12 protein-coding genes and 1 tRNA gene are annotated in these 18386 nt (G+C 46.1%); 2 read left to right on the top strand and 11 right to left on the bottom strand.

Annotation, left to right across the window (positions count from 1 at the left end; all coding sequences use genetic code 11):
* Positions 1 to 8: 8 nt before the first annotated feature.
* Positions 9 to 2327, bottom strand: coding sequence for an alpha-xylosidase (gene yicI, locus DXA93_RS15460; RefSeq protein ID WP_119208705.1), 2319 nt, complete (start codon positions 2325 to 2327; stop codon positions 9 to 11).
* 276 nt (positions 2328 to 2603) lie between these two features.
* Complete coding sequence (locus tag DXA93_RS15465; RefSeq protein ID WP_055218511.1) at positions 2604 to 3554, bottom strand: phospho-N-acetylmuramoyl-pentapeptide-transferase; 951 nt, start codon at positions 3552 to 3554, stop codon at positions 2604 to 2606.
* A gap of 167 nt (positions 3555 to 3721) precedes the next feature.
* Here DXA93_RS15465 and DXA93_RS15470 point away from each other — a divergent pair, with 167 nt between their 5' ends.
* Together DXA93_RS15470 and DXA93_RS15475 are read left to right on the top strand one after the other, a co-directional pair.
* Positions 3722 to 4597, top strand: coding sequence for an AraC family transcriptional regulator (locus DXA93_RS15470; protein WP_022463035.1), 876 nt, complete (start codon positions 3722 to 3724; stop codon positions 4595 to 4597).
* A 45-nt stretch (positions 4598 to 4642) separates the two neighbouring features.
* Positions 4643 to 5284 (top strand): endonuclease III domain-containing protein, encoded by a 642-nt coding sequence (locus tag DXA93_RS15475; protein ID WP_117509586.1) that lies wholly within the window; start codon positions 4643 to 4645, stop codon positions 5282 to 5284.
* Between the two features lie 90 nt (positions 5285 to 5374).
* Here DXA93_RS15475 and DXA93_RS15480 read toward each other — a convergent pair whose 3' ends face one another.
* The 9 genes from DXA93_RS15480 to DXA93_RS15520 all read right to left on the bottom strand — a co-directional run bounded on the left by DXA93_RS15480 (position 5375) and on the right by DXA93_RS15520 (position 18344).
* Complete coding sequence (locus DXA93_RS15480; RefSeq protein ID WP_022463033.1) at positions 5375 to 5812, bottom strand: MarR family winged helix-turn-helix transcriptional regulator; 438 nt, start codon at positions 5810 to 5812, stop codon at positions 5375 to 5377.
* Positions 5813 to 5975: 163 nt separating this feature from the next.
* A complete protein-coding gene (locus tag DXA93_RS15485) occupies positions 5976 to 7325 on the bottom strand; it encodes an MATE family efflux transporter (protein WP_119208707.1) in 1350 nt (449 codons plus the stop codon).
* On the bottom strand, positions 7309 to 7773 hold the full coding sequence (locus DXA93_RS15490; RefSeq protein ID WP_022463031.1) for a MarR family winged helix-turn-helix transcriptional regulator: 465 nt from the start codon (positions 7771 to 7773) through the stop codon (positions 7309 to 7311). Before DXA93_RS15490 ends, DXA93_RS15485 begins: the two co-directional genes overlap by 17 nt.
* A gap of 173 nt (positions 7774 to 7946) precedes the next feature.
* Complete coding sequence (locus DXA93_RS15495) at positions 7947 to 10088, bottom strand: ATP-binding protein (RefSeq protein WP_118741816.1); 2142 nt, start codon at positions 10086 to 10088, stop codon at positions 7947 to 7949.
* Between the two features lie 146 nt (positions 10089 to 10234).
* Positions 10235 to 12079: an ABC transporter substrate-binding protein gene (locus DXA93_RS15500; protein ID WP_119208708.1), complete on the bottom strand. Its 1845-nt coding sequence runs from the start codon at positions 12077 to 12079 to the stop codon at positions 10235 to 10237.
* Positions 12080 to 12137: 58 nt separating this feature from the next.
* The gene (locus DXA93_RS15505; RefSeq protein ID WP_119208710.1) at positions 12138 to 15344 is read right to left on the bottom strand and encodes a response regulator; all 3207 of its coding nucleotides are present in this window, start codon (positions 15342 to 15344) and stop codon (positions 12138 to 12140) included.
* Between the two features lie 509 nt (positions 15345 to 15853).
* Complete coding sequence (locus DXA93_RS15510) at positions 15854 to 16639, bottom strand: Cof-type HAD-IIB family hydrolase (protein ID WP_242857168.1); 786 nt, start codon at positions 16637 to 16639, stop codon at positions 15854 to 15856.
* A 99-nt stretch (positions 16640 to 16738) separates the two neighbouring features.
* Positions 16739 to 16812 (bottom strand) — tRNA-Pro (locus DXA93_RS15515).
* A 236-nt stretch (positions 16813 to 17048) separates the two neighbouring features.
* Positions 17049 to 18344, bottom strand: coding sequence for a PcsB-like coiled-coil domain-containing protein (locus DXA93_RS15520; protein ID WP_119208712.1), 1296 nt, complete (start codon positions 18342 to 18344; stop codon positions 17049 to 17051).
* Between the last annotated feature and the right edge of the window lie 42 nt (positions 18345 to 18386).

Raw genomic sequence — 18386 nt, forward strand, 5'->3', positions numbered from 1 at the left:
TCCGATGCTTATGCAACAACAACTTCGCTTGCATCTGCTGCCAGAACAGCTTCTTTCTTCTCATTTCCGACGAAGACTTCTACTTTCAGTTCGGTATGTGCGCCTTCTACGGATACTTTCACTGTGTCGCCGTCTTTGACTGCTTTTACGGTGAATACATTGTTTCCGTGGATATCCGGAACTTTTGTCTCGGCTGCGTCTTTTAACTGATATACGCAAACAGTTGCGTGGTCAGCGTAGTCGTAATCCGGTTTGGTGTCGCAGTTTCCTCTTACTACGATGCTGTTCTCTCTTACATACAGCGGCATGGAGAAGTAGTCGTAGGTTCCCTGATACCATCTGCCGCCCTCTTTTGTCTCGCCGGTCAGAAGCTCGGTCCAGGTGCCTTCCGGCAGGTAGTACTGTGCAACTTTATCCTCGCGGAATACCGGTGCAACCAGAAGGGCATCACCCAGCATGTACTGCTGATCCAGATACGGAACGGCCGGATCGTTCATGAACTCGAATACCATTGGGCGCATTACCGGGGTTCCTTCCTCGTGTGCCTCTACAGATTTCTGGAAGATGTACGGCATCAGAGAGCATTTCAGGTTGGTGAAGAATTTTACAACGTCGCATGCTTCGTCATCGAACAGCCACGGCACACGGTAGCTTCCTGATCCGTGCAGACGGCTGTGGGTGGACATGAGGCCGAATGCGCACCATCTCTTGTACAGATCCGGTGTTGCGGTGCTCTCGAAGCCGGAGATATCATGGCTCCAGAAGGAGAATCCGCTCATAGCGAAGGAAAGGCCGCCGCGCAGGGTTTCTGCCATAGACGGATAGTTTGCGGAGCAGTCGCCGCCCCAGTGTACCGGGAACTTCTGGCTTCCTGCTGTTGCACTTCTTGCAAACAGAACTGCCTCGTTCTCGCCTTTTACTTCTTTTAACAGGTTGAATACTGCCTGGTTGTACAGGTATGTATAGTAGTTGTGCATTGCCTGCGGATCGCTTCCGTCGTGGTAAACAACGTCAACCGGGATTCTCTCGCCGAAGTCGGTCTTGAAGCAGTCTACGCCGCAGTCCAGAACGGTTTTCAGTTTATCGGTGTACCATTTTACGGCATCCGGGTTGGTGAAGTCTACCAGACCCATACCAGCCTGCCAGTTATCGGTCTGCCATACGCCCTTGCCGTCTGCTCTCTGAAGGAGATAGCCGTTTGCTGCACCCTCTTTGAAGAACGCGGTTCCCTGTGCGATGTACGGGTTGATCCATGCGCAGATGTGCAGGCCTTTGTCATGATATTTCTTTAAGGTTGCACGGATGTCCGGGAAGCATTTCTTATCCCACTCGAAATCGCACCAGTGGAATTCATGCATCCAGAAGCAGTCGAAATGGAATACGCTCAGCGGAATATTTCTCTTCTCCATTCCCTCGATAAAGGATGTGGTGGTCTCTTCGTCGTAGTTGGTGGTGAAGGATGTGGACAGCCACAGACCAAAGGACCATGCCGGAGGAAGTGCCGGACGTCCGGTCAGTGCGGTGTACTCGTTCATGATCTTCTTCGGTGACGGGCCGTGGAACAGATAATATTTGATTCTCTCGCCCGGTACGGAGAAGCCGACATACTCAACTTTTTCACTTGCTACTTCGAAGGAAACGTTGTCGGTGCTGTCAACGAGAATACCGTAGCCGTTGTTTGTCATATAGAATGGCACGCATTTGTATCCGATCTCGGATGCAGTACCGCCGTCTTCATTCCAGGTATCGACAACCTGTCCGTTTTTCACGAATGGGGTGAATCTCTCGCCAAGGCCGTATACGCACTCACCTACGCCAAGGGACAGCTCACTTACCATGTATGGCTGATATTTTTCGGTCATGTAGTTCGGTGCCGGCAGCATGGTGCTCTGCTTGCGATCCCATCTGATATAGGAAAGGTTGCGGAATCCGCTTCCGGTCAGGACTTTTCCGTCTGCCTCAAAGGTGTAAGCGAAGATTCCTTTTCTCTGTACGCGTACCAGTACGCTTCCGGTGTCGAGAACTGCCTCATCGTCGTTGATGGTAACGGTTACGTCCTCGTATACGCTCTCTGTTTTGTCGAAGGACGGAACTTTGTTGTCGTATGCTTCATAGTGCCATGCTTCCATGGAGATGGTATCCGGTGTGTGTGCCACGAACTCAACGGTGATGGTCGGCAGGTTCAGGGTCATACCTCTGTGCTCGATCGGGCGGGTGGTAGCCAGGATACGCATACCGCCTGGGATCTGCTCTACTTCATAAGCCTGCATTGCATGGGATGCATTTGCTTTTTCACTCGGAAGCCAGTAACCTTCTGTGAATTTCATCTTTTCATTACCTCCTGATTGGATGAACCTGAAACAGATAGCTGAAAGCACTTTCTTTTCATCAATCTTTACAGAATTATTGTTTCAGGCTGACATTTTTTGGTAATTTTATACTACCACACTCTTGCTTTCGAAAACAGGGCGGATTCTGTGAAAAAATACGGCGATATTATCTTTTTCTATCTTTTTGGTGTATTCGGAGGCTGAGATGCAAAACGGGAGTGTGCCCCGCAGACGTCTGCAAAAGACACACTCCCGTTTCTCTTGTGTTTTTTCTTATGCTACAATCAGATACGCAATGACAGCCAGCAGGATCTGCAGGATCACAAAGCGGATCACAACCTGACTGTCGGACCATTTGTATTTCAGGCGGACATGGTCATGCAGCGGTGTTCTTGTATTTTTGAGGATCGCGATTTTCAGGAAACGGAGTAAAAATACTTTGACAAGGCCGATTCCTCCGTCGACGATCATCACGCCTGCCATCAGCAGATATAAGAACGGATGGCGGGACTGCATGGCAAGGATGGCGATGTAGAAGCCAAGTGCTCTCGAACCGGCGTCGCCCATCAGCATGCTGCTCGGCGAGGTATTGAAATACAGGTACGCGAGAAGCGCTGCCACGAACAGGTAATTGGCTACGGTGAAGCTTCCGAGGACATCGTGGAAAATCATACTGAACGCGAAGATGACCACGCAGGAAAGGCTCGCGCAGAGTCCGTCGACACCGTCGGAACAGTTTGTAACGTTGATCGAAATCCAGATCAGGATGATGCCGAGGATTATGTAGACCACTTTCGGAATGGTAAGGGACATGCTTCCGAAGTAGATCGTGGTGGAATTGTAATTCACAAAGGTGATGACGGTCACAATGGAGATGACGAGGTCAATCGCGCCTTTTTTGTAATCGCTCCACGGGGTTTCGGATGCATCATCGAGGTAGCCGCTCAGCATGATGCAGACGAGCAGGATCGCGTAGATCACATACTCGGCGCCAAGAGGCAGGAACAATACGCTTCCGATCAGGAAACAGATGACGATCACGAGGCCGACGCCGCGCAGTTTTCCGCGGGAGAGGCCGCCGTTTACGGCAAATTCTCTGCCGTGATCGCTCGGCAGAAAGGAAAATGGATGCTTTAACGCCAGAAAGGTCAGCAGAAAGGTGACCACGATTCCCAGCATGGCGATCTGGCCGGGATTTAAAAAATTACTCCATACTTGATACATACGTTTTCTTCCTTCACTTTTCTTTAGATTGAGTTTGCACGAAGCCGTATGTGACGTGGCTTTGTGTTCATTTATTATAACAACTTCATACAAAAATTGCTATACCCAATTCGGGGGTTTCGTGATAAGATAGTGATACACTAAGTTGAACAAAAAAGGAGTTTTTTATGCCACGCAAAGATCATCTGCCGCGCCAGACACGCCAGGAACACATCACGCTGCAGCCGAACCGCAGCATCGAATTTCGTGTAACCGACGATTTCGGCAGTTTTTCGCCGCCGCACTGGCACGACGCGCTGGAAATTATTTATATTCTGGAGGGTTCCTCCATTGTCACGCTCTCGGACCGCACAAAGACCGTCCTTCCGGGTCAATTTCTGCTGATCAATTCCGGTCGTATCCACACGGCGCGCTGTCCGTCCACGGGAAACCGCTCGATTCTGATGCAGATTCCGGATGCGTTCCTTGCGAACTATCTGCCTGATCCGTCACAGCTCTGGTTCTCGATTGACTACGACAGTACGAATCCGGAAGTGCAGAAAAATATCAGCCAGTTCCGGCGTCTTCTGCTTTCGATGATGCAGCTTCATGAGGAAATGCCCGACGGCTATCTGCTGACGTTCCAGCGGGAGCTTTTTACGTTTCTCGATCTGCTCTACACGAAATTTTCTGAGAAGAGCCCGCTTGCGCACCACCCGATGAGCTCCCGGACGCAGACACGGCTCGATACGATTCTGACGTACACGCAGGAAAATTACCAGCGGCCGATTACGCTGAAGGAGGCTGCCGATGTTGTCTCGCTGCAGCCGGAATATTTCTGCCGGTTCTTCCGCCAGAACATGGAAACGACGTATCTGGAATATCTGAATTCCTACCGTCTTTCCCGCATCTACCGCGACCTGATCGCCACGGATCTGCCGGTCGGCACGCTCGCGGAAAAGCATGGCTTTACAAACGATAAGCTGTTTCACCGCCTCTTCCGCGAGCGGTTTCACACGACGCCGCTGCAGCTTCGGAAGGCAGCACGCGAGAAAGGATCCTGATAGCTTTCGCTGTTTTTATATCTTTGAGAATGGGAGTTTAACACGATGACAAAAGAAAAACTGGCGCTTGCCGTCATTGAACGTTTGAAACAAGAATATCCTGACGCCGACTGTACGCTTGACTATGACCAGGCGTGGAAGCTGCTCGTCAGTGTCCGCCTGGCCGCACAGTGCACCGATGCGCGGGTCAATGTTGTGGTGGAGGATCTCTACGCAAAGTATCCTGATATCGATGCGCTGGCAAACGCGACACCGGAGGAAATCGAGGAAATTGTGCGGCCGTGCGGTCTTGGAAAGAGCAAGGCACGCGACATCAACGCCTGCATGCGCATGCTGCGCGACGAGTACCACAGCCAGGTGCCGGATGACTTTAACGCACTTTTGAAGCTCCCGGGCGTGGGACGGAAAAGTGCGAACCTGATTATGGGCGATGTATTCAAAAAGCCTGCGATTGTGACGGATACGCACTGCATCCGGCTGTGCAACCGCATCGGGCTCGTGCATGACTGCAAGGATCCGAAGAAGGTGGAGATGGCACTCTGGAAAATTGTGCCGCCGGAAGAAGGAAGCTCGCTCTGCCACCGGTTTGTGGAGCACGGACGCGAGGTCTGTACTGCGAGGACGACACCGCACTGTGAACGGTGTGTGCTCGCGGATATCTGTGAGAAGAACGGCGTAGAAAAATAGCATTTTTCCATGCGTTTCCATGCGAAAAAGGCTTTTGCATACCGGACAGATTTTTCTGATTCTGTCCCGGCTGCAAAAGCCTTTTTGTTTCTATTTTTTATATGACCGAAAGAAGTCCGTCAGCGCTTTCAGCGTTTTCCCGAGCACCTGCACTTCCTCTTCTCCGAGTTCCGCCATCACGGCATCCGTCATCTGCTCGTGGAATTTTGCGTGATGATGGAATGCCTGCCGTCCCTTTCCGGTCAGGTGGATGTAGACGATCCGGCGGTCCTTCTCGCTGCGCTCCCGCTCGGTGTAGCCTTTTTTCACCAGACTGTTCATCGACGTTGTCAGCGATCCGACCGTGATGTCGAGCTTTGCCGCGATCGATGACATATTGCCGCCCTCCAGGCCGACGGCCTCTATGATGTGCATATCGTTGTTCGTCAGATCCTTGAAATCCTCGGTGATGATCGCCTCTTCTTCCAGTTTTTGTATCTCGTGAAACAGATGGACCAGTGTCTCATTGATGATTTCTCTGTTATCCACTCCTCTTCCCCTTTCCGTCTGTTCTGTCCCTTCTGAACAGGGTTCCGCTCTTTCTGTCTGTATTGTATCAAAAAAGTTCCGGACAAACAATACCAAAAACTGCCTGGGAAACGGCGGATCGCTCCGTGCCGTTTCCCAGGCAGTTCTGTTATGTTTGATTCAATTACATCTGCCCTTTTTTCTTTAACCGTGCAAAGCAGATCATGAAAAAGCAGATGCCGTATACGGTTGTGATCGGGGTGGATATGCCGACGAAGGTCAGGTTCGTATTCGGCAGGTGTGAGAAGAACAGCGCCAGCGGAATACGGATCAGGCAGGCGGAGGTGATTCCCTGGAGCATAACCGGGATGCTGATGCCGCGGCCGTTGAAGTATCCGATGCTGCTGAACAGCACACAGGTCAGAATACATTCCGGTGCGAAACCGCGCAGGTAAGCGGCGCTCTGCTCGATAACGGCCGGATCGCTCGTGAAGATTCTGGAGATGACACTTCCACCGAAGAAACCGATGCAGAAAATCACAACTCCAAGAGAGCAGCCCGTTGCGATTGCGGTGAGGAAGCCCTTCCACGCGCGGTCTTTCTTTCCGGCTCCGGTGTTCTGTGCCACGAATGCTGACACAGACTGCATCACAGAGGACGGGATCAGCATGATGAATGAGGTCAGCTTCTGCGCCACACCGTATCCGGCGGACGGCATAAGGCCCATGCCGTTGATGATCGAGTTGATCACAAGGAAGGAAATCTGTACGGTCGTCTCCTGCAGCGCGATCGGCACACCGACGTTCAGGACTTTCTTCAGCTCGTCATGGTCGATGCGGCAGTCTTCTTTTTTGAATTCAATCGGCAGATTGCCTTTTTTCAACACACCCATGGAGGCGATGACAGAAATCAGCTGCGCCAGAACCGTCGCAAGCGCTGCTCCCGCAACGTCCAGTTTCAGCACACCGACGAAGAACAGATCTCCGGCAATATTGGCTGCGCAGGCGATGCCGACGAATAAAAGCGGCAGATTTGCATTACCGATTCCGCGAAGCACGCTGCTGATGACGTTGTACGCGATGATGATCAGAATACCGCCGGAACAGATCCGCAGGTAGAGGACGGTTTTGTCAAAAGACTCCGCCGGGACCTGTAAAATATTGGCGATCGGGCCTGCGAACAGCTCCAGAATCACCGTCATGACGACACCGATGATGGCGAACAGAACAATCGAGGTTCCCACGGTTTTGCCGGCCTTATCCGGCTTGCCCTCGCCGATGTGCTGGCCGATCATAACGGTCGAACCCATCGCAAGGCTGGTGATGATAAGTGTTACCATCTGCATGAAGTTGCTTCCGGTTCCGACAGCGGAAATACTCGACGCATCGCCGAACCAGCCGACCACGAGAAGGTCGACCGCACCGTAAGCCGCCTGCAGAATCAGCGCGCCGAGCACCGGCAGCGCAAAACGGATCAGGGACTGGAAAATCGGTCCCTCTACAAACGATACTTCTTTCTTATTTTCTTTTGCCATTGTTTTTCACTCCTTTTATTCCCGGCATCGTTTCCTGCATCCGTGTGATTGCATGCACAAATTCGTCCACCACCGCGTCGTCCAGATCTGGCAGGCGGGATGCCCATTCCCCGTGAAAGTGCGTCACGCGGAGTTCCACAAACTCTTTTCCCTCTTCGGTCAGTGTCAGGTTGATCACGCGCTTATCTTTTTCATCCGCCTGTTTCACGAGAAGATTTCTCTCCTCCAGTTCCTGCACCAGCTTGGTGATGCTCGGCAGCGTTGTGTTCATATAGCTGCTGATGTCGCTGACGCGGCAGAAGCCCTGCTTTTTCTGAATCTCATTCACCGCATCCAGCACATGCACCTGCCGCGGCTTCATACCGTCCGGCAGGTCCGGGAGTTTCTCGATCAGACGCTTTGCATCAAAACACGCATCCAGGAACTGCTTTAATTTTTCCTGTGTCATGGAAAATGGTCCTTTCTTCTTAAAATTTAGTTATCTTTAGTAATTATCTTTGATAAGTATAGCAGGAAATGAAAAAATGTCAAGAGGGAACTGATGCTAAAAAAGAGCTGATTGAAAGTTCTGGCAATGCCAGATTCTTTCATCAGCTCTTTTCCATATCCATTTGTCACTGTTCAATGAGCTGCATTTCGGTGCCCCCCGCCGGATTTTATGCTTCTGATCGTCTTTTCCAGTACCTTCATCTCAACCGGTTTTGAAACATGGGCATTCATACCGGCTGCCAGAGAATGCTGAATATCCTCAGAAAACGCATTGGCGGTCATAGCAATGATTGGAATTGTCTTTGCCAGTTCATGGGAGCTTCTTCGGATTGCTTTTGTTGCCTCATAACCATTCATAACCGGCATCTGTACATCCATCAGGATCATGTCATAATCCCCCGGAGCAGACTGCTCAAATGCCTCTAAGACCCTTTTACCATTTTCACAGATTGTACACTCTGCACCCTCAATCTTTAACAATTCCATCAGGATTTCTGCATTCAGCTCATTGTCCTCTGCACACAGAAACCTCATTCCTTTCAGGACATTGCCAGCCGGTTCATCCTTTTCTGCCTGTTCTGCTGAAGAAACAAATCTATCTTCTGCTATTCTCAGATCTATAAGAACCTCAAAACAGCTTCCCTGGCCCAGTTCACTCTCCACATCAATGGTGCCTCCCATTGCTTCAACCAGATTTTTGGTAATAGCCATTCCAAGACCAGTTCCCTGTATCTTATTCGTCATAGAACTTTCAGCACGAGTAAAAGCATCAAAAATTGTATCTTTGAAATCTGCCGACATTCCCATGCCATTATCGCTGACCAAGAAACGGTACTTTGCGTAGACAGATGACTTTGTCTCACATTCTTCTACCAGAAACTGAATTTTTCCACCTTCCTGCGTGTACTTCACTGCATTAGAAACCAAGTTGCTGAAAATCTGCATCAGATGAACCTGATCTCCGTTCACCCACTCGTGCCGGATGTTTTCTTTTATGATTGTAAGAGTCTGATTTTTTTCGTCTATCTGTGAATGGAATATGGTATTGAGTTCTGTAATAAAATCCAAGATGGAAAAATCGGTATACTTAAAAACTGTTTTTCCTGCCTCAATTTTGCTCATATCCAGAACATTATTAATGATTCCTAACAGATGCTGTGATGAAATGTCTATTTTATCTGCATACTCTATTACTTTCGCTTTATTACCGGCATCATGTCTGATCAATGATGTCATGCCGATAATTGCATTCATTGGTGTACGAATATCATGTGACATATTGGACAGGAAATCCGTTTTCGCCTTATTTGCATTTTCAGCGGTCTGCAAGGCTTCCGTTGTAATGTCCTTTGCTTTTTTCAGTTTTTTATTGGACTCCTCCATATCCTTCATTGCCTGCGTCTGAATCTCATTATTTCTTTTTTCGTATTCAGCTTTTTGCTCAGCAAGACTGCGTCTGGAAATACTGTAGAATAATCCGGCAAAAAGCAAAAGTATAAAACCTGCCATGAGTATTGTTTCAAACACTATTGTTTTCTGATAGTCTCTTAGTACATTATCTACAACACTTTTTTCTACAATACAAATCAGCATGGTGTTATTATTTTCTATCGGACAGTATCCCAGATAGTAAGGTTTGTCACTTTCCACAAGTTCTACCCCCTGTTCTCTGCCATCCAGCTTTTTTTGAAGAGAATCAGCCTCTTCCTCAGTGATAGCCTGATCTCCTTTTAAATGCTTTAACAAGAAATAGTTCCTGAAAAATTTATCTTCTTTCTGATTTGTATAAGTAATATTTCCGTCGTTATCCAGCATAAACAGATACGCATTCCCGTTATAGCTTTTCACACTTAACATGGAATCTAATTTTGAATGATCATACAAGGTTCCAATTGCCGTATAAGTTTCCCCATTAATCGTATATTCCTGACATGGAATTGCAACCAGATAACCATCTTTTTTCTTCTGGTTGTAATCAAGAGAAACCAATTTTCCAATATTATATCCGTTCCTCAAATCCAACAAAAGTTTACTTGGCATGTCAACCCGAAGTTTTGTTCCATCAGTGGTTATTGCCTTTCCATTTTCCTGGAGAAATATAAGTGTACTTTCAGATTCTTTCTGCCATGCCTCAAAGAACTTCTTGTTTCTATCCAGTTCAATAGATCTCACTCCCTCTTGAGTAAGAAAATCCTCAAGCATATGCAGCCGACTGTAGTATCCATTCACCTGCAGATCATAGGTCTGCTGTATCTGTTCAACAACTGCTCCCATACTGCTTTTCCCGTTTTCTGCGATATAGCTGTTCATCCTGTTCAAAAGGAGCTTTACAAAAATTAAGTTTAAAAAGATAAGAATTAAAAAGAACAATGGTACTATCATCTTTTTTCTTTTTGTTTTCGCCTGTTCTGTTCCCACTTTTATTTTTCAACCTCTATATAATCTTCCGGTACTGACGGCTGCTGTCCGTTTTCCATTGCTGCGGTCCATGCACTTGATAATGTTGTGTCCTTAATCTGCTCGATCTCACATCCCGGATTTATTTTTTTCAAAACAGACATTGTGGTTTCTGTAAGAAGAATAGAGTACTCCTTTTCTTTGTCGATTTTTTTCTTATTTACTTCTATGTCCTTTAATGAGAATCCGTTTTCCTCCTGCCTGACGATTATTTTCATACCGGATGCAATTGGTAATTCATATTTATTGGTTATATGGAATTTTTCATCAGAATCAGCAAGATATTTCTCCGCAAGTTCATAAATCTCTTTGCCATTGATTTTTGCCAGGTATAATGGTGTATCTGAACTCTTTGCTGTCATCAGACCAACCCGGCTGCAGGTACACTCCCCTTTGTAAATGGAGGAAGTAAAATAATAATATGGTGCCAAAGCCAGCTGAGCATCCTTTTCTTCTCTAATCGTAGTTAAAATAGAAGATGCCGCATCACGACCGTTTTTATCATTTAGCGAAATGGAATATTCATTTTCAAAATTTATTGTGTTTTTTCCTTTTGAATCCTTACTGTTCATTGTGCTGCGAAAAGCATCATAAGCCTGTGTTTCATCCATTTCCCCTGACAATAATCCGTGAACAGCCTCAAGACTGGCATCAAATGATTTTTGAGCAGAATATCGGATATAAACAGAATTATTATTAATTTCATCTTCCAGTCCAGGTACATCTTCCATCATGTTTGGAACATCTACATTTAATGAAATTACACCCTTTCCATCTGCGATCAATGTTTGTCCTTCTTTTGAAATCATACACTCCAGGACATCGAATGCCAGGTCCAGTTTTTCCTGATCTTTTTCCAGTTCTTTGTTAAATGCAATATTCAGAGAAGGGGTCATATTTATAAAAGCTTCATCCGAAATCTGTGAAAAAAACGGTATACGAGTTAATTCTGCATCCATCTGTTCCTGAAATTCCTGCATAAGTGCCGGATAACCATGAAACATTGCTGCTTTTCCCTCAAGGAACATCTGCGTTGCAGTATTAATATCGACGCTGATATCATCACTTGTAAAATGTGAGTCCTTCAAAAATGTATTGGTTTCTGAAAAAATACGTTTCCATAACGCATCATCAAACGCGATATCCCCTGATGCACTTTCAGCTGAGCTTCTCCATTCGATTCCATCCAGACTCATGAATTCCCCAATTGCACCTGTCTGAATCACCTCATGAGCAGACCAGTCTTCTGCAAGATCCAGGGAATACGGTTTTATACCATTATCATAAAATTGTTGGCATGCCTGTGCATATTCCTTATAGTTTTTCGGTATCTTGATTCCATACTGTTCAAACAATGTCTTGTTGGCAATAATCGTCTGCGGTATACCGCAGATAGGAAGCCACTGAATCTCATTTTTTGAATTTTTATAATATTGCAATGCATAGGAGTAATACCTGGAAACCACGTCATAAGAAGCAAAATCCATTAGATATGGCTCCAGATCCTGTGCATCTTTTCCAGAAAATCGACGTACGGTTATGATATCCGGCAGTTCACCATGTTCCTCAAAATAGCTGTATAAATCGGTATCATTGTTACCGGTAATAAACTCAATATCCTGATCTGGAAACTGCTCATGGATATAGGGTACAATATTTTTCATTAAACGATTTTCCCACAGATACACGGTAAGGTGATCGTCATTTTTAGATACTGCTTTTTGAGATTGTCCACAGCCAGACAAAACAGTAATTGCTAAAAGCACACCTGGTAGTAATGCTGTCAGACATTGTTTTGCCTTTTTCATCCTCGTATTTTCCTCATTCTTTCCTGATAAAATCATTAATTCAATAATTGGGAAACAATTACAGCCAGTTTTCCAGAACATCATTCAGCTTATTCATATCCAGCGGTTTCGCGATATGTCCATTCATGCCTGTATTTTTTGCCAGCTGTACATCTTCTGCAAAAGCATTTGCTGTCATGGCAACAATCGGTAGTTTTCCCTGTTCACCCGGAAGGCTCCTGATTGCTGCGGTTGCCTCATAACCATTCATGACGGGCATTTGGATATCCATAAAAATAAGGTCATACAAGCCTTTCGGAGAAGCTTCTACTTTTTCAACTGCAATTTTTCCATTTTCTGCCGTTTCCACTTCCGCCCCGGTCATCTGCAGAATTTCAACAGCAATTTCTCTGTTTAACTCATTATCCTCGACCAGCAGAATTCTTTTTCCTGTGTAATCTGCTTCAGACAGCTCATCCAGATAATTTCTTGCTGTTTTTTCTTTTCTGCCAGAAGTAAACTGCCGCAATGTAGCCGTCAAACGGGAACGGAACAGCGGTTTTGCAATAAAAGCATCTACGCCTGCAGCCTTTGCTTCTTCTTCGATCTCACTGAATTCATAAGATGTCAGTACAATAATGGTAGTCTCTTTCCCTATCCGTTTCCGGATCTGTCTGGCTGTTTCAATTCCGTCCATATCCGGCATTTTCCAATCTAAAATAACAGCAAAGTAATCATTTTTTAGCTCATGATGTGCATAACAGCGCTCAACGGCTTCTCTGCCGGAGAGAACCCATTCGCCTGTAATTCCAATCTCCTTCAATGTGGCAACTGTACTTTCACAACATGTCTTATCATCATCCACAACCAGAACAGGTAGATTCATCAGATTTCTGTCCTGTTCTTTTTCTTTTTCCTGAAGTTCCAGATAAATTGTTACTGTAATTTTAGTTCCCTTATGTAAGGTGCTTTCCACTTTAATATTACCATTCATCAGGTTCACAATATTTCTGCTGATTGCCATTCCCAGACCTGTTCCCTGGACTCTGGTTGTCCGATGGTCATCTGCGCGGCTGAAAGGATCAAACATGATTTTCTGGAATTCCGGTGACATACCGATCCCATTATCCTCAATCGTAAATTCATAGCATCCAAGTTCCGAAAATCCGTTTGGCTTTTCCTCTATAGAAAAAGTAATATTCCCGCCATCCGGTGTATACTTGACCGCATTACTCATCAGATTCACAAATACCTGCTGGATTCTCAGGCTGTCACCACAGACACTCTCATGTTCAATGTGATTAATGTGTATATCTAAATTGTGTTTATGTTCATCAATCACCGGTTTTGTGAGTGTTATAAGATTATCCACCAGATCTGGCAGATTGAAATCCTCCTGTGCCAGCGTCATTTTTCCACTTTCAATACGTGCCATATCCAGCACTTCATTAATCAGCCCCAGCAGATGACGGCTTGATTTTGTAATTTTACTGAGACATTCAATGACTCTGTCCTGGCTCTCAATATTTGCTCCTGCAATTGCTGTCAGGCCGACAATGGCATTCATCGGTGTCCGGATATCGTGTGACATATTGGAAAGGAATTCTGTTTTCGCACGGTTTGCATTTTCTGCAGACCGGTAAGCCTCTTTCAGTGCCTGACGGGATTCAATCTCTGCTTTCTTCTCCTGTGTCACATCCATGGATGCCAGCAATACCTTTTCCAGCTTTCCATTCTTCCATTCCAAAGGAATATAAGAAGCGATTTTATAAGTCTTTTCATCCAGGCTGCAATACTCAAACTTATAAATATCATTTTCACTTTTCAGATTCTTCTGGATATTTTCCGGTGCGATCAGGATGTCCATAGTTTCCAATGGTTCCAGTGTCTTATATTTTTCAAGAACCTGCATCTGAAAATCATGATAGAATCCCAAAGGTTTATATAGCATCTGTCCATTCAGGTTATAGAATTCATATCTGTCATTTTCCAGATCACAGACAACAAAGCGGTCAACCAGACGCACAATACTCTGAATTATCTGCTCCATGGAAGCATTATCCGCTGCCATCTGCAGATGCCGTGCGCTCTCTACCTTTGTCTCTGTGATATCACGCAGAAAGATCATGGCATATTCTGAATCCTCTATTTCGCCGCGTATGACCACATTGCGGACCCATCGTTCTTCTCCATTCAGAGTGATACGGCACTCTAAAGCCAATTCGGTTTCCAGACCCTTCAGCCTTTCTGCAATATAACCACGGTCGTAAAAAGAGGATACCGCCTTCTTATCTGTCTCCACAACATAGGAATCCACAAAATGACGGATCAGTTCATCCCATGTATGACTCTGTTCAAAGACTGTCATCAGGGACGGTTCAACCTTAAAGGTATCAAAAGTATTCGCTTCCAGATTTACATAATACTCACACAGGTCTGCTTTCGTAAAAGCCCGGTGGAAAGCAGCAGATTTTTGTGCCTGCATGGCCTCTTTTTTTTCCGCATCAATATTAATAAAAATCCCGGCAATCCTGCTGGCAGAACCATCCAGACGGCGTATTACTTCTGCCGATGCCCGAAACCACTGGTATTGATTATCCTTCATTCTCATACGATACTCTACCTGGTATTTTATCTGGTTCGTCTTATCCTTAATTGCCGCCTGAAGCTGCACCATTACTCTTTCTTTATCCTGTGGATGCAGAAGATCTGACCAGGATTCCAGTTTATTCGGAAAGTCCAGAGTGTCATGATAGCCAAGCATTTTTCGGAATTCATGACTCCAGTTTGCATTCACAATCTCACTGTTTTCGTCACAGTCAAAATACCAGAAGCCGGAACAGATAGCCTCATTGAGCAGTGTCAAATTTACATGATCCCAGTTGACCTGTACGGACATAACCCAGATCTGTCTGCCCGCCTCATCTGTCGCATCCTCTTTACAAAGCCGTACATTTTTCACTGTACCGTCTGCTGTAAGGATCTGTGCTTCCCCTGTTCCGTGAAGCTGCAAAAAACGGTCTCGCTCCAGTCTATCTTCCTCGTCATAAAAGAAGTTTCTCAATGAGCCTTTTGTCTGTTCCATGAAAGTATCGAATGTATATCCTGTACTATGCAACAGCAGATTATTCACAGACAAAATAGACAGGTTTTGGTCATAAGATCCTGTCATTATACCTACCCCGCCATTATTTTCCAGTGTTTTCTGTACGGCCTGTGACATAGCCTGTGTCTGTCCCGTTACAGCCTCACCTAAAGAATATATTTTGTCTTCATACTTTTCCATTTTATAAAAATCCTCTCTCTGTTTTATACTTCATTATCCTGCTTTTATCTGTATACAGAGAACCTGTCCCTGCCAGTTTTACATTTACGTTATAATATCCTACAAAACGTGAAAAACAGGTATACGGATTTGAGAAGTTGCAGCCACTACACACAATATTCACACAAAATTCTCTTTATGTTTTCAATTTTTATAGCTTTGCCAAGTGAGCATTCATTCCTGCTGCCAGACACTTACTCCGATCGTTCCTGCTGTAAAACGGTATCTGAGGCTTTTTTTATTTATCTGATTTTTTTCTGTTTCCATGGAACTTCTGAACGCCCACCTCCTGGTATCATTACAAATATACATAAAAACTCATTTTTATATTACCATGAAATTTTTTACTTTGCAATGCACATACCTTTTCAGACGCTGCTTTTCTTGTTTCCTTTTTCAGAAAATTGCAACCAAAGGGGCGCACCTGAAAATTTCTTTTCAAATGCGCCCCTTCGCTTTCTTTTTTTCTGTCAGATCAATCCGTAATGCTCCATCGCCTTTGCCACGCCGTCCCGCTCGACGGTATCGGTTACGTACTCTGTGTACGGATCCAGAATCTCATCATGTTTTCCAAGCGCAATGGTGTGTGCGCCGCACCGGAACATGGTAAGGTCGTTGCTGCTGTCGCCAAATACGTATGCATCTTCTTTCTCCAGCTGAAACTGTTTCAGCGCATAGTCCACAGCTGTTCCTTTGCTGCAGCCGTGCGGAACGATTTCGTATACACCGCCGCGGCGATCCATGATATCAAACTCCTGCTCAAATTCACGGTACATACGTTCTATATCAGACTGTGCATCGGTTACGATACAAAATTTATCGTAAATGATTCCTTTTGTCTCCGCTGTCTCCGCGAGTCCGATTCCGACAGCAGCGAAATAGGCACGGGTCTGCTCGACCTCCCGAAAACGGGATACCTCCGACGAAAAATAAACATTATCCGTTCCCTCCAGAATCATGCCGATCCTGCACTCCTTTAAAATAACCGGGATTTCCTCACAGCGCTTTTTCGGAATCGTCTGATGCATCAGGATTTCGCCGTCCCGGCGCAGATAGGTCCCGCAGCCGCACAGAAATCCGGAAAACGGAAGCTTTTTCAGCTCCTCGGGCAGCTCCGACCAGGTGCGGCCGGTATTAATAAACGTAAGATTTCCTTTTTCCGCTGTCTTTTTCAATGCATCGAGCGCGCTCTGCGGAATTTCTTTTGTAATCTCACTCAGTAACGTTCCATCAATATCAAAAAATAATGCTTTCACAAAAATTTCCTCCTCGTGTACTGTTTCCTGTTCTCTTTCTGACATACGAAAAAATGCCGAAGCTCTTGATTGTCAAGGCTTTCGGCATTTTCATTCCAGTCGAAGCGACGGGATTCGAACCCACGACCTCTGCGTCCCGAACGCAGCGCTCTACCAAACTGAGCCACGCTTCGATTTTATTTGTTTTCTGAACTCTCGTCCGTCAACAATAGCTATTATATATGATGTCTATAGGAATGTCAACACCTTTTTTGAAATTTTTTTAATTTTTTTTATTATTGCTTCAAAAGGTACATTTCACACGGGTTTGCGGCCTTTTTGGTGTTCTTTTAGAATGACAGTTTCTGAGAAAGTCAAAAAAAGAGATATGCCGGAAGTTCTGTTCCGGCATATCTCTTATCTTTGTTTCTCAGCTCAGCTGATATACATCTGCATACTGCACGCCGAAGCTCAGCGCCTCGGAATGGCTGCTGCAGAAGATGTCTACGTGGCCGTAAGCGGTTCCGCGGTCTTCTACCGTGTAAACCTGGCCGTTGATCATCAGTTTCGTTCCGAATGGTACACCGCCCATGGCGATCGTTCTTCCTGCGGTCGGTGTGGTTCCGCTCGCGGTGGATCCGCCGGACCACTGTCCGGTACAGATGGAACAGGAGCAATAGCCTGTCAGTTTAAATCTTCCAAGGTATGTTCCGCTGGAGGAGCTGCTGGAAGTATCTGACGCGGATGGACTCCCCGTTGTCGTGGAGGATGCGCTGCTGTCCGAAGAACTGTTTCCGGAGCTGCTGCTTGTATCGGTATCTGCTTTCGCTGCGGCATTTGCTGCTTCTGCGGCTGCGACTCTTGCGGCCTCGGCTGCCTGTTTTCTGGCGGCCTCTGCCTCAGCTTCTGCGGCAGCCTGCTGTGCGGCGGCGGCTGCGGCTGCTTCCTCTTCTGCTTTCTTCTGCGCTGCAATCTCCTCTTCTTTCGCCTGACGGATCAGGTCGTTGATTGCATCTGCTTTGCTGTTGATTTCATCTACCAGTGCACTCTCGCTGGATTTTGCATCGTCCAGCTCTGCGGAGTAGGTACGGAGTTCCTGATAAGCTGCTGCGTACAGCTCCTGGATTGCTTCCTGCTGATCGCTGCTCTGCTGCTGCAGTTCTACGATCGCTGCCTGCTCTTCCTGCACCTGTGTTTCTTTTTCTTTTACCTGGTCTACCGTGTCTTCATACTCCTGCATAAGATCGCGGTCGAAATCGGAAATTTTCTGTATGTATTCTGCCCGGCTGATCAGCTCTGAAATGCTTTTGGAAGAAAAGAGCATTGCCATGTATCCGTTTCCGGAAGAATTTTCATACATATACTGGATACGGAGCTTCATCGCCTCGTACTGCTCTTCTTCTTTTGCTTTTGCATCTTCCAGATCTGCCTGAATCTGTACCAGTTCGTTCTGCTTCGCATCATACTGATCCTGAAGCTCCTGCAGACGGTTCTGCAGATCGTCCAGCTGCTGGTTCAGTTCGGAAAGATATTCTTCTGATTGTCCCTTTTTGGAATTGAGTTCGTCAATCCTGCTCTGTATGCTGTCAAGCTGAGACTGTGCGGCAGCCTGTTCTGCCTGAGCATTTGAAATTTTCTCCTTTGTACTGGCACCATAGCATGGCAGAACGGTTGCTGCCGTAAGCACTGTGGCCAAAACCAGGCTGAATAATTTCTTTTTTTTCATGTCGTACACCTCATACTTATTACGTTCTGTTGCTGATTGTCA

Origin of the sequence: Blautia sp. OF09-25XD, assembly GCF_003482095.1 — a bacterium.
GTDB classification, from domain to species: domain Bacteria; phylum Bacillota; class Clostridia; order Lachnospirales; family Lachnospiraceae; genus Fusicatenibacter; species Fusicatenibacter saccharivorans.

Coding starts and splice junctions, on each gene's coding strand:
- yicI (WP_119208705.1), bottom strand. CDS start 2,327: ATGAAATTCACAGAAGGTTACTGGCTTCCGAGTGAAAAAGCAAATGCA.
- DXA93_RS15465 (WP_055218511.1), bottom strand. CDS start 3,554: ATGTATCAAGTATGGAGTAATTTTTTAAATCCCGGCCAGATCGCCATG.
- DXA93_RS15470 (WP_022463035.1), top strand. CDS start 3,722: ATGCCACGCAAAGATCATCTGCCGCGCCAGACACGCCAGGAACACATC.
- DXA93_RS15475 (WP_117509586.1), top strand. CDS start 4,643: ATGACAAAAGAAAAACTGGCGCTTGCCGTCATTGAACGTTTGAAACAA.
- DXA93_RS15485 (WP_119208707.1), bottom strand. CDS start 7,325: ATGGCAAAAGAAAATAAGAAAGAAGTATCGTTTGTAGAGGGACCGATT.
- DXA93_RS15490 (WP_022463031.1), bottom strand. CDS start 7,773: ATGACACAGGAAAAATTAAAGCAGTTCCTGGATGCGTGTTTTGATGCA.
- DXA93_RS15495 (WP_118741816.1), bottom strand. CDS start 10,088: ATGGGAGCAGTTGTTGAACAGATACAGCAGACCTATGATCTGCAGGTG.
- DXA93_RS15500 (WP_119208708.1), bottom strand. CDS start 12,079: ATGAAAAAGGCAAAACAATGTCTGACAGCATTACTACCAGGTGTGCTT.
- DXA93_RS15505 (WP_119208710.1), bottom strand. CDS start 15,344: ATGGAAAAGTATGAAGACAAAATATATTCTTTAGGTGAGGCTGTAACG.
- DXA93_RS15520 (WP_119208712.1), bottom strand. CDS start 18,344: ATGAAAAAAAAGAAATTATTCAGCCTGGTTTTGGCCACAGTGCTTACG.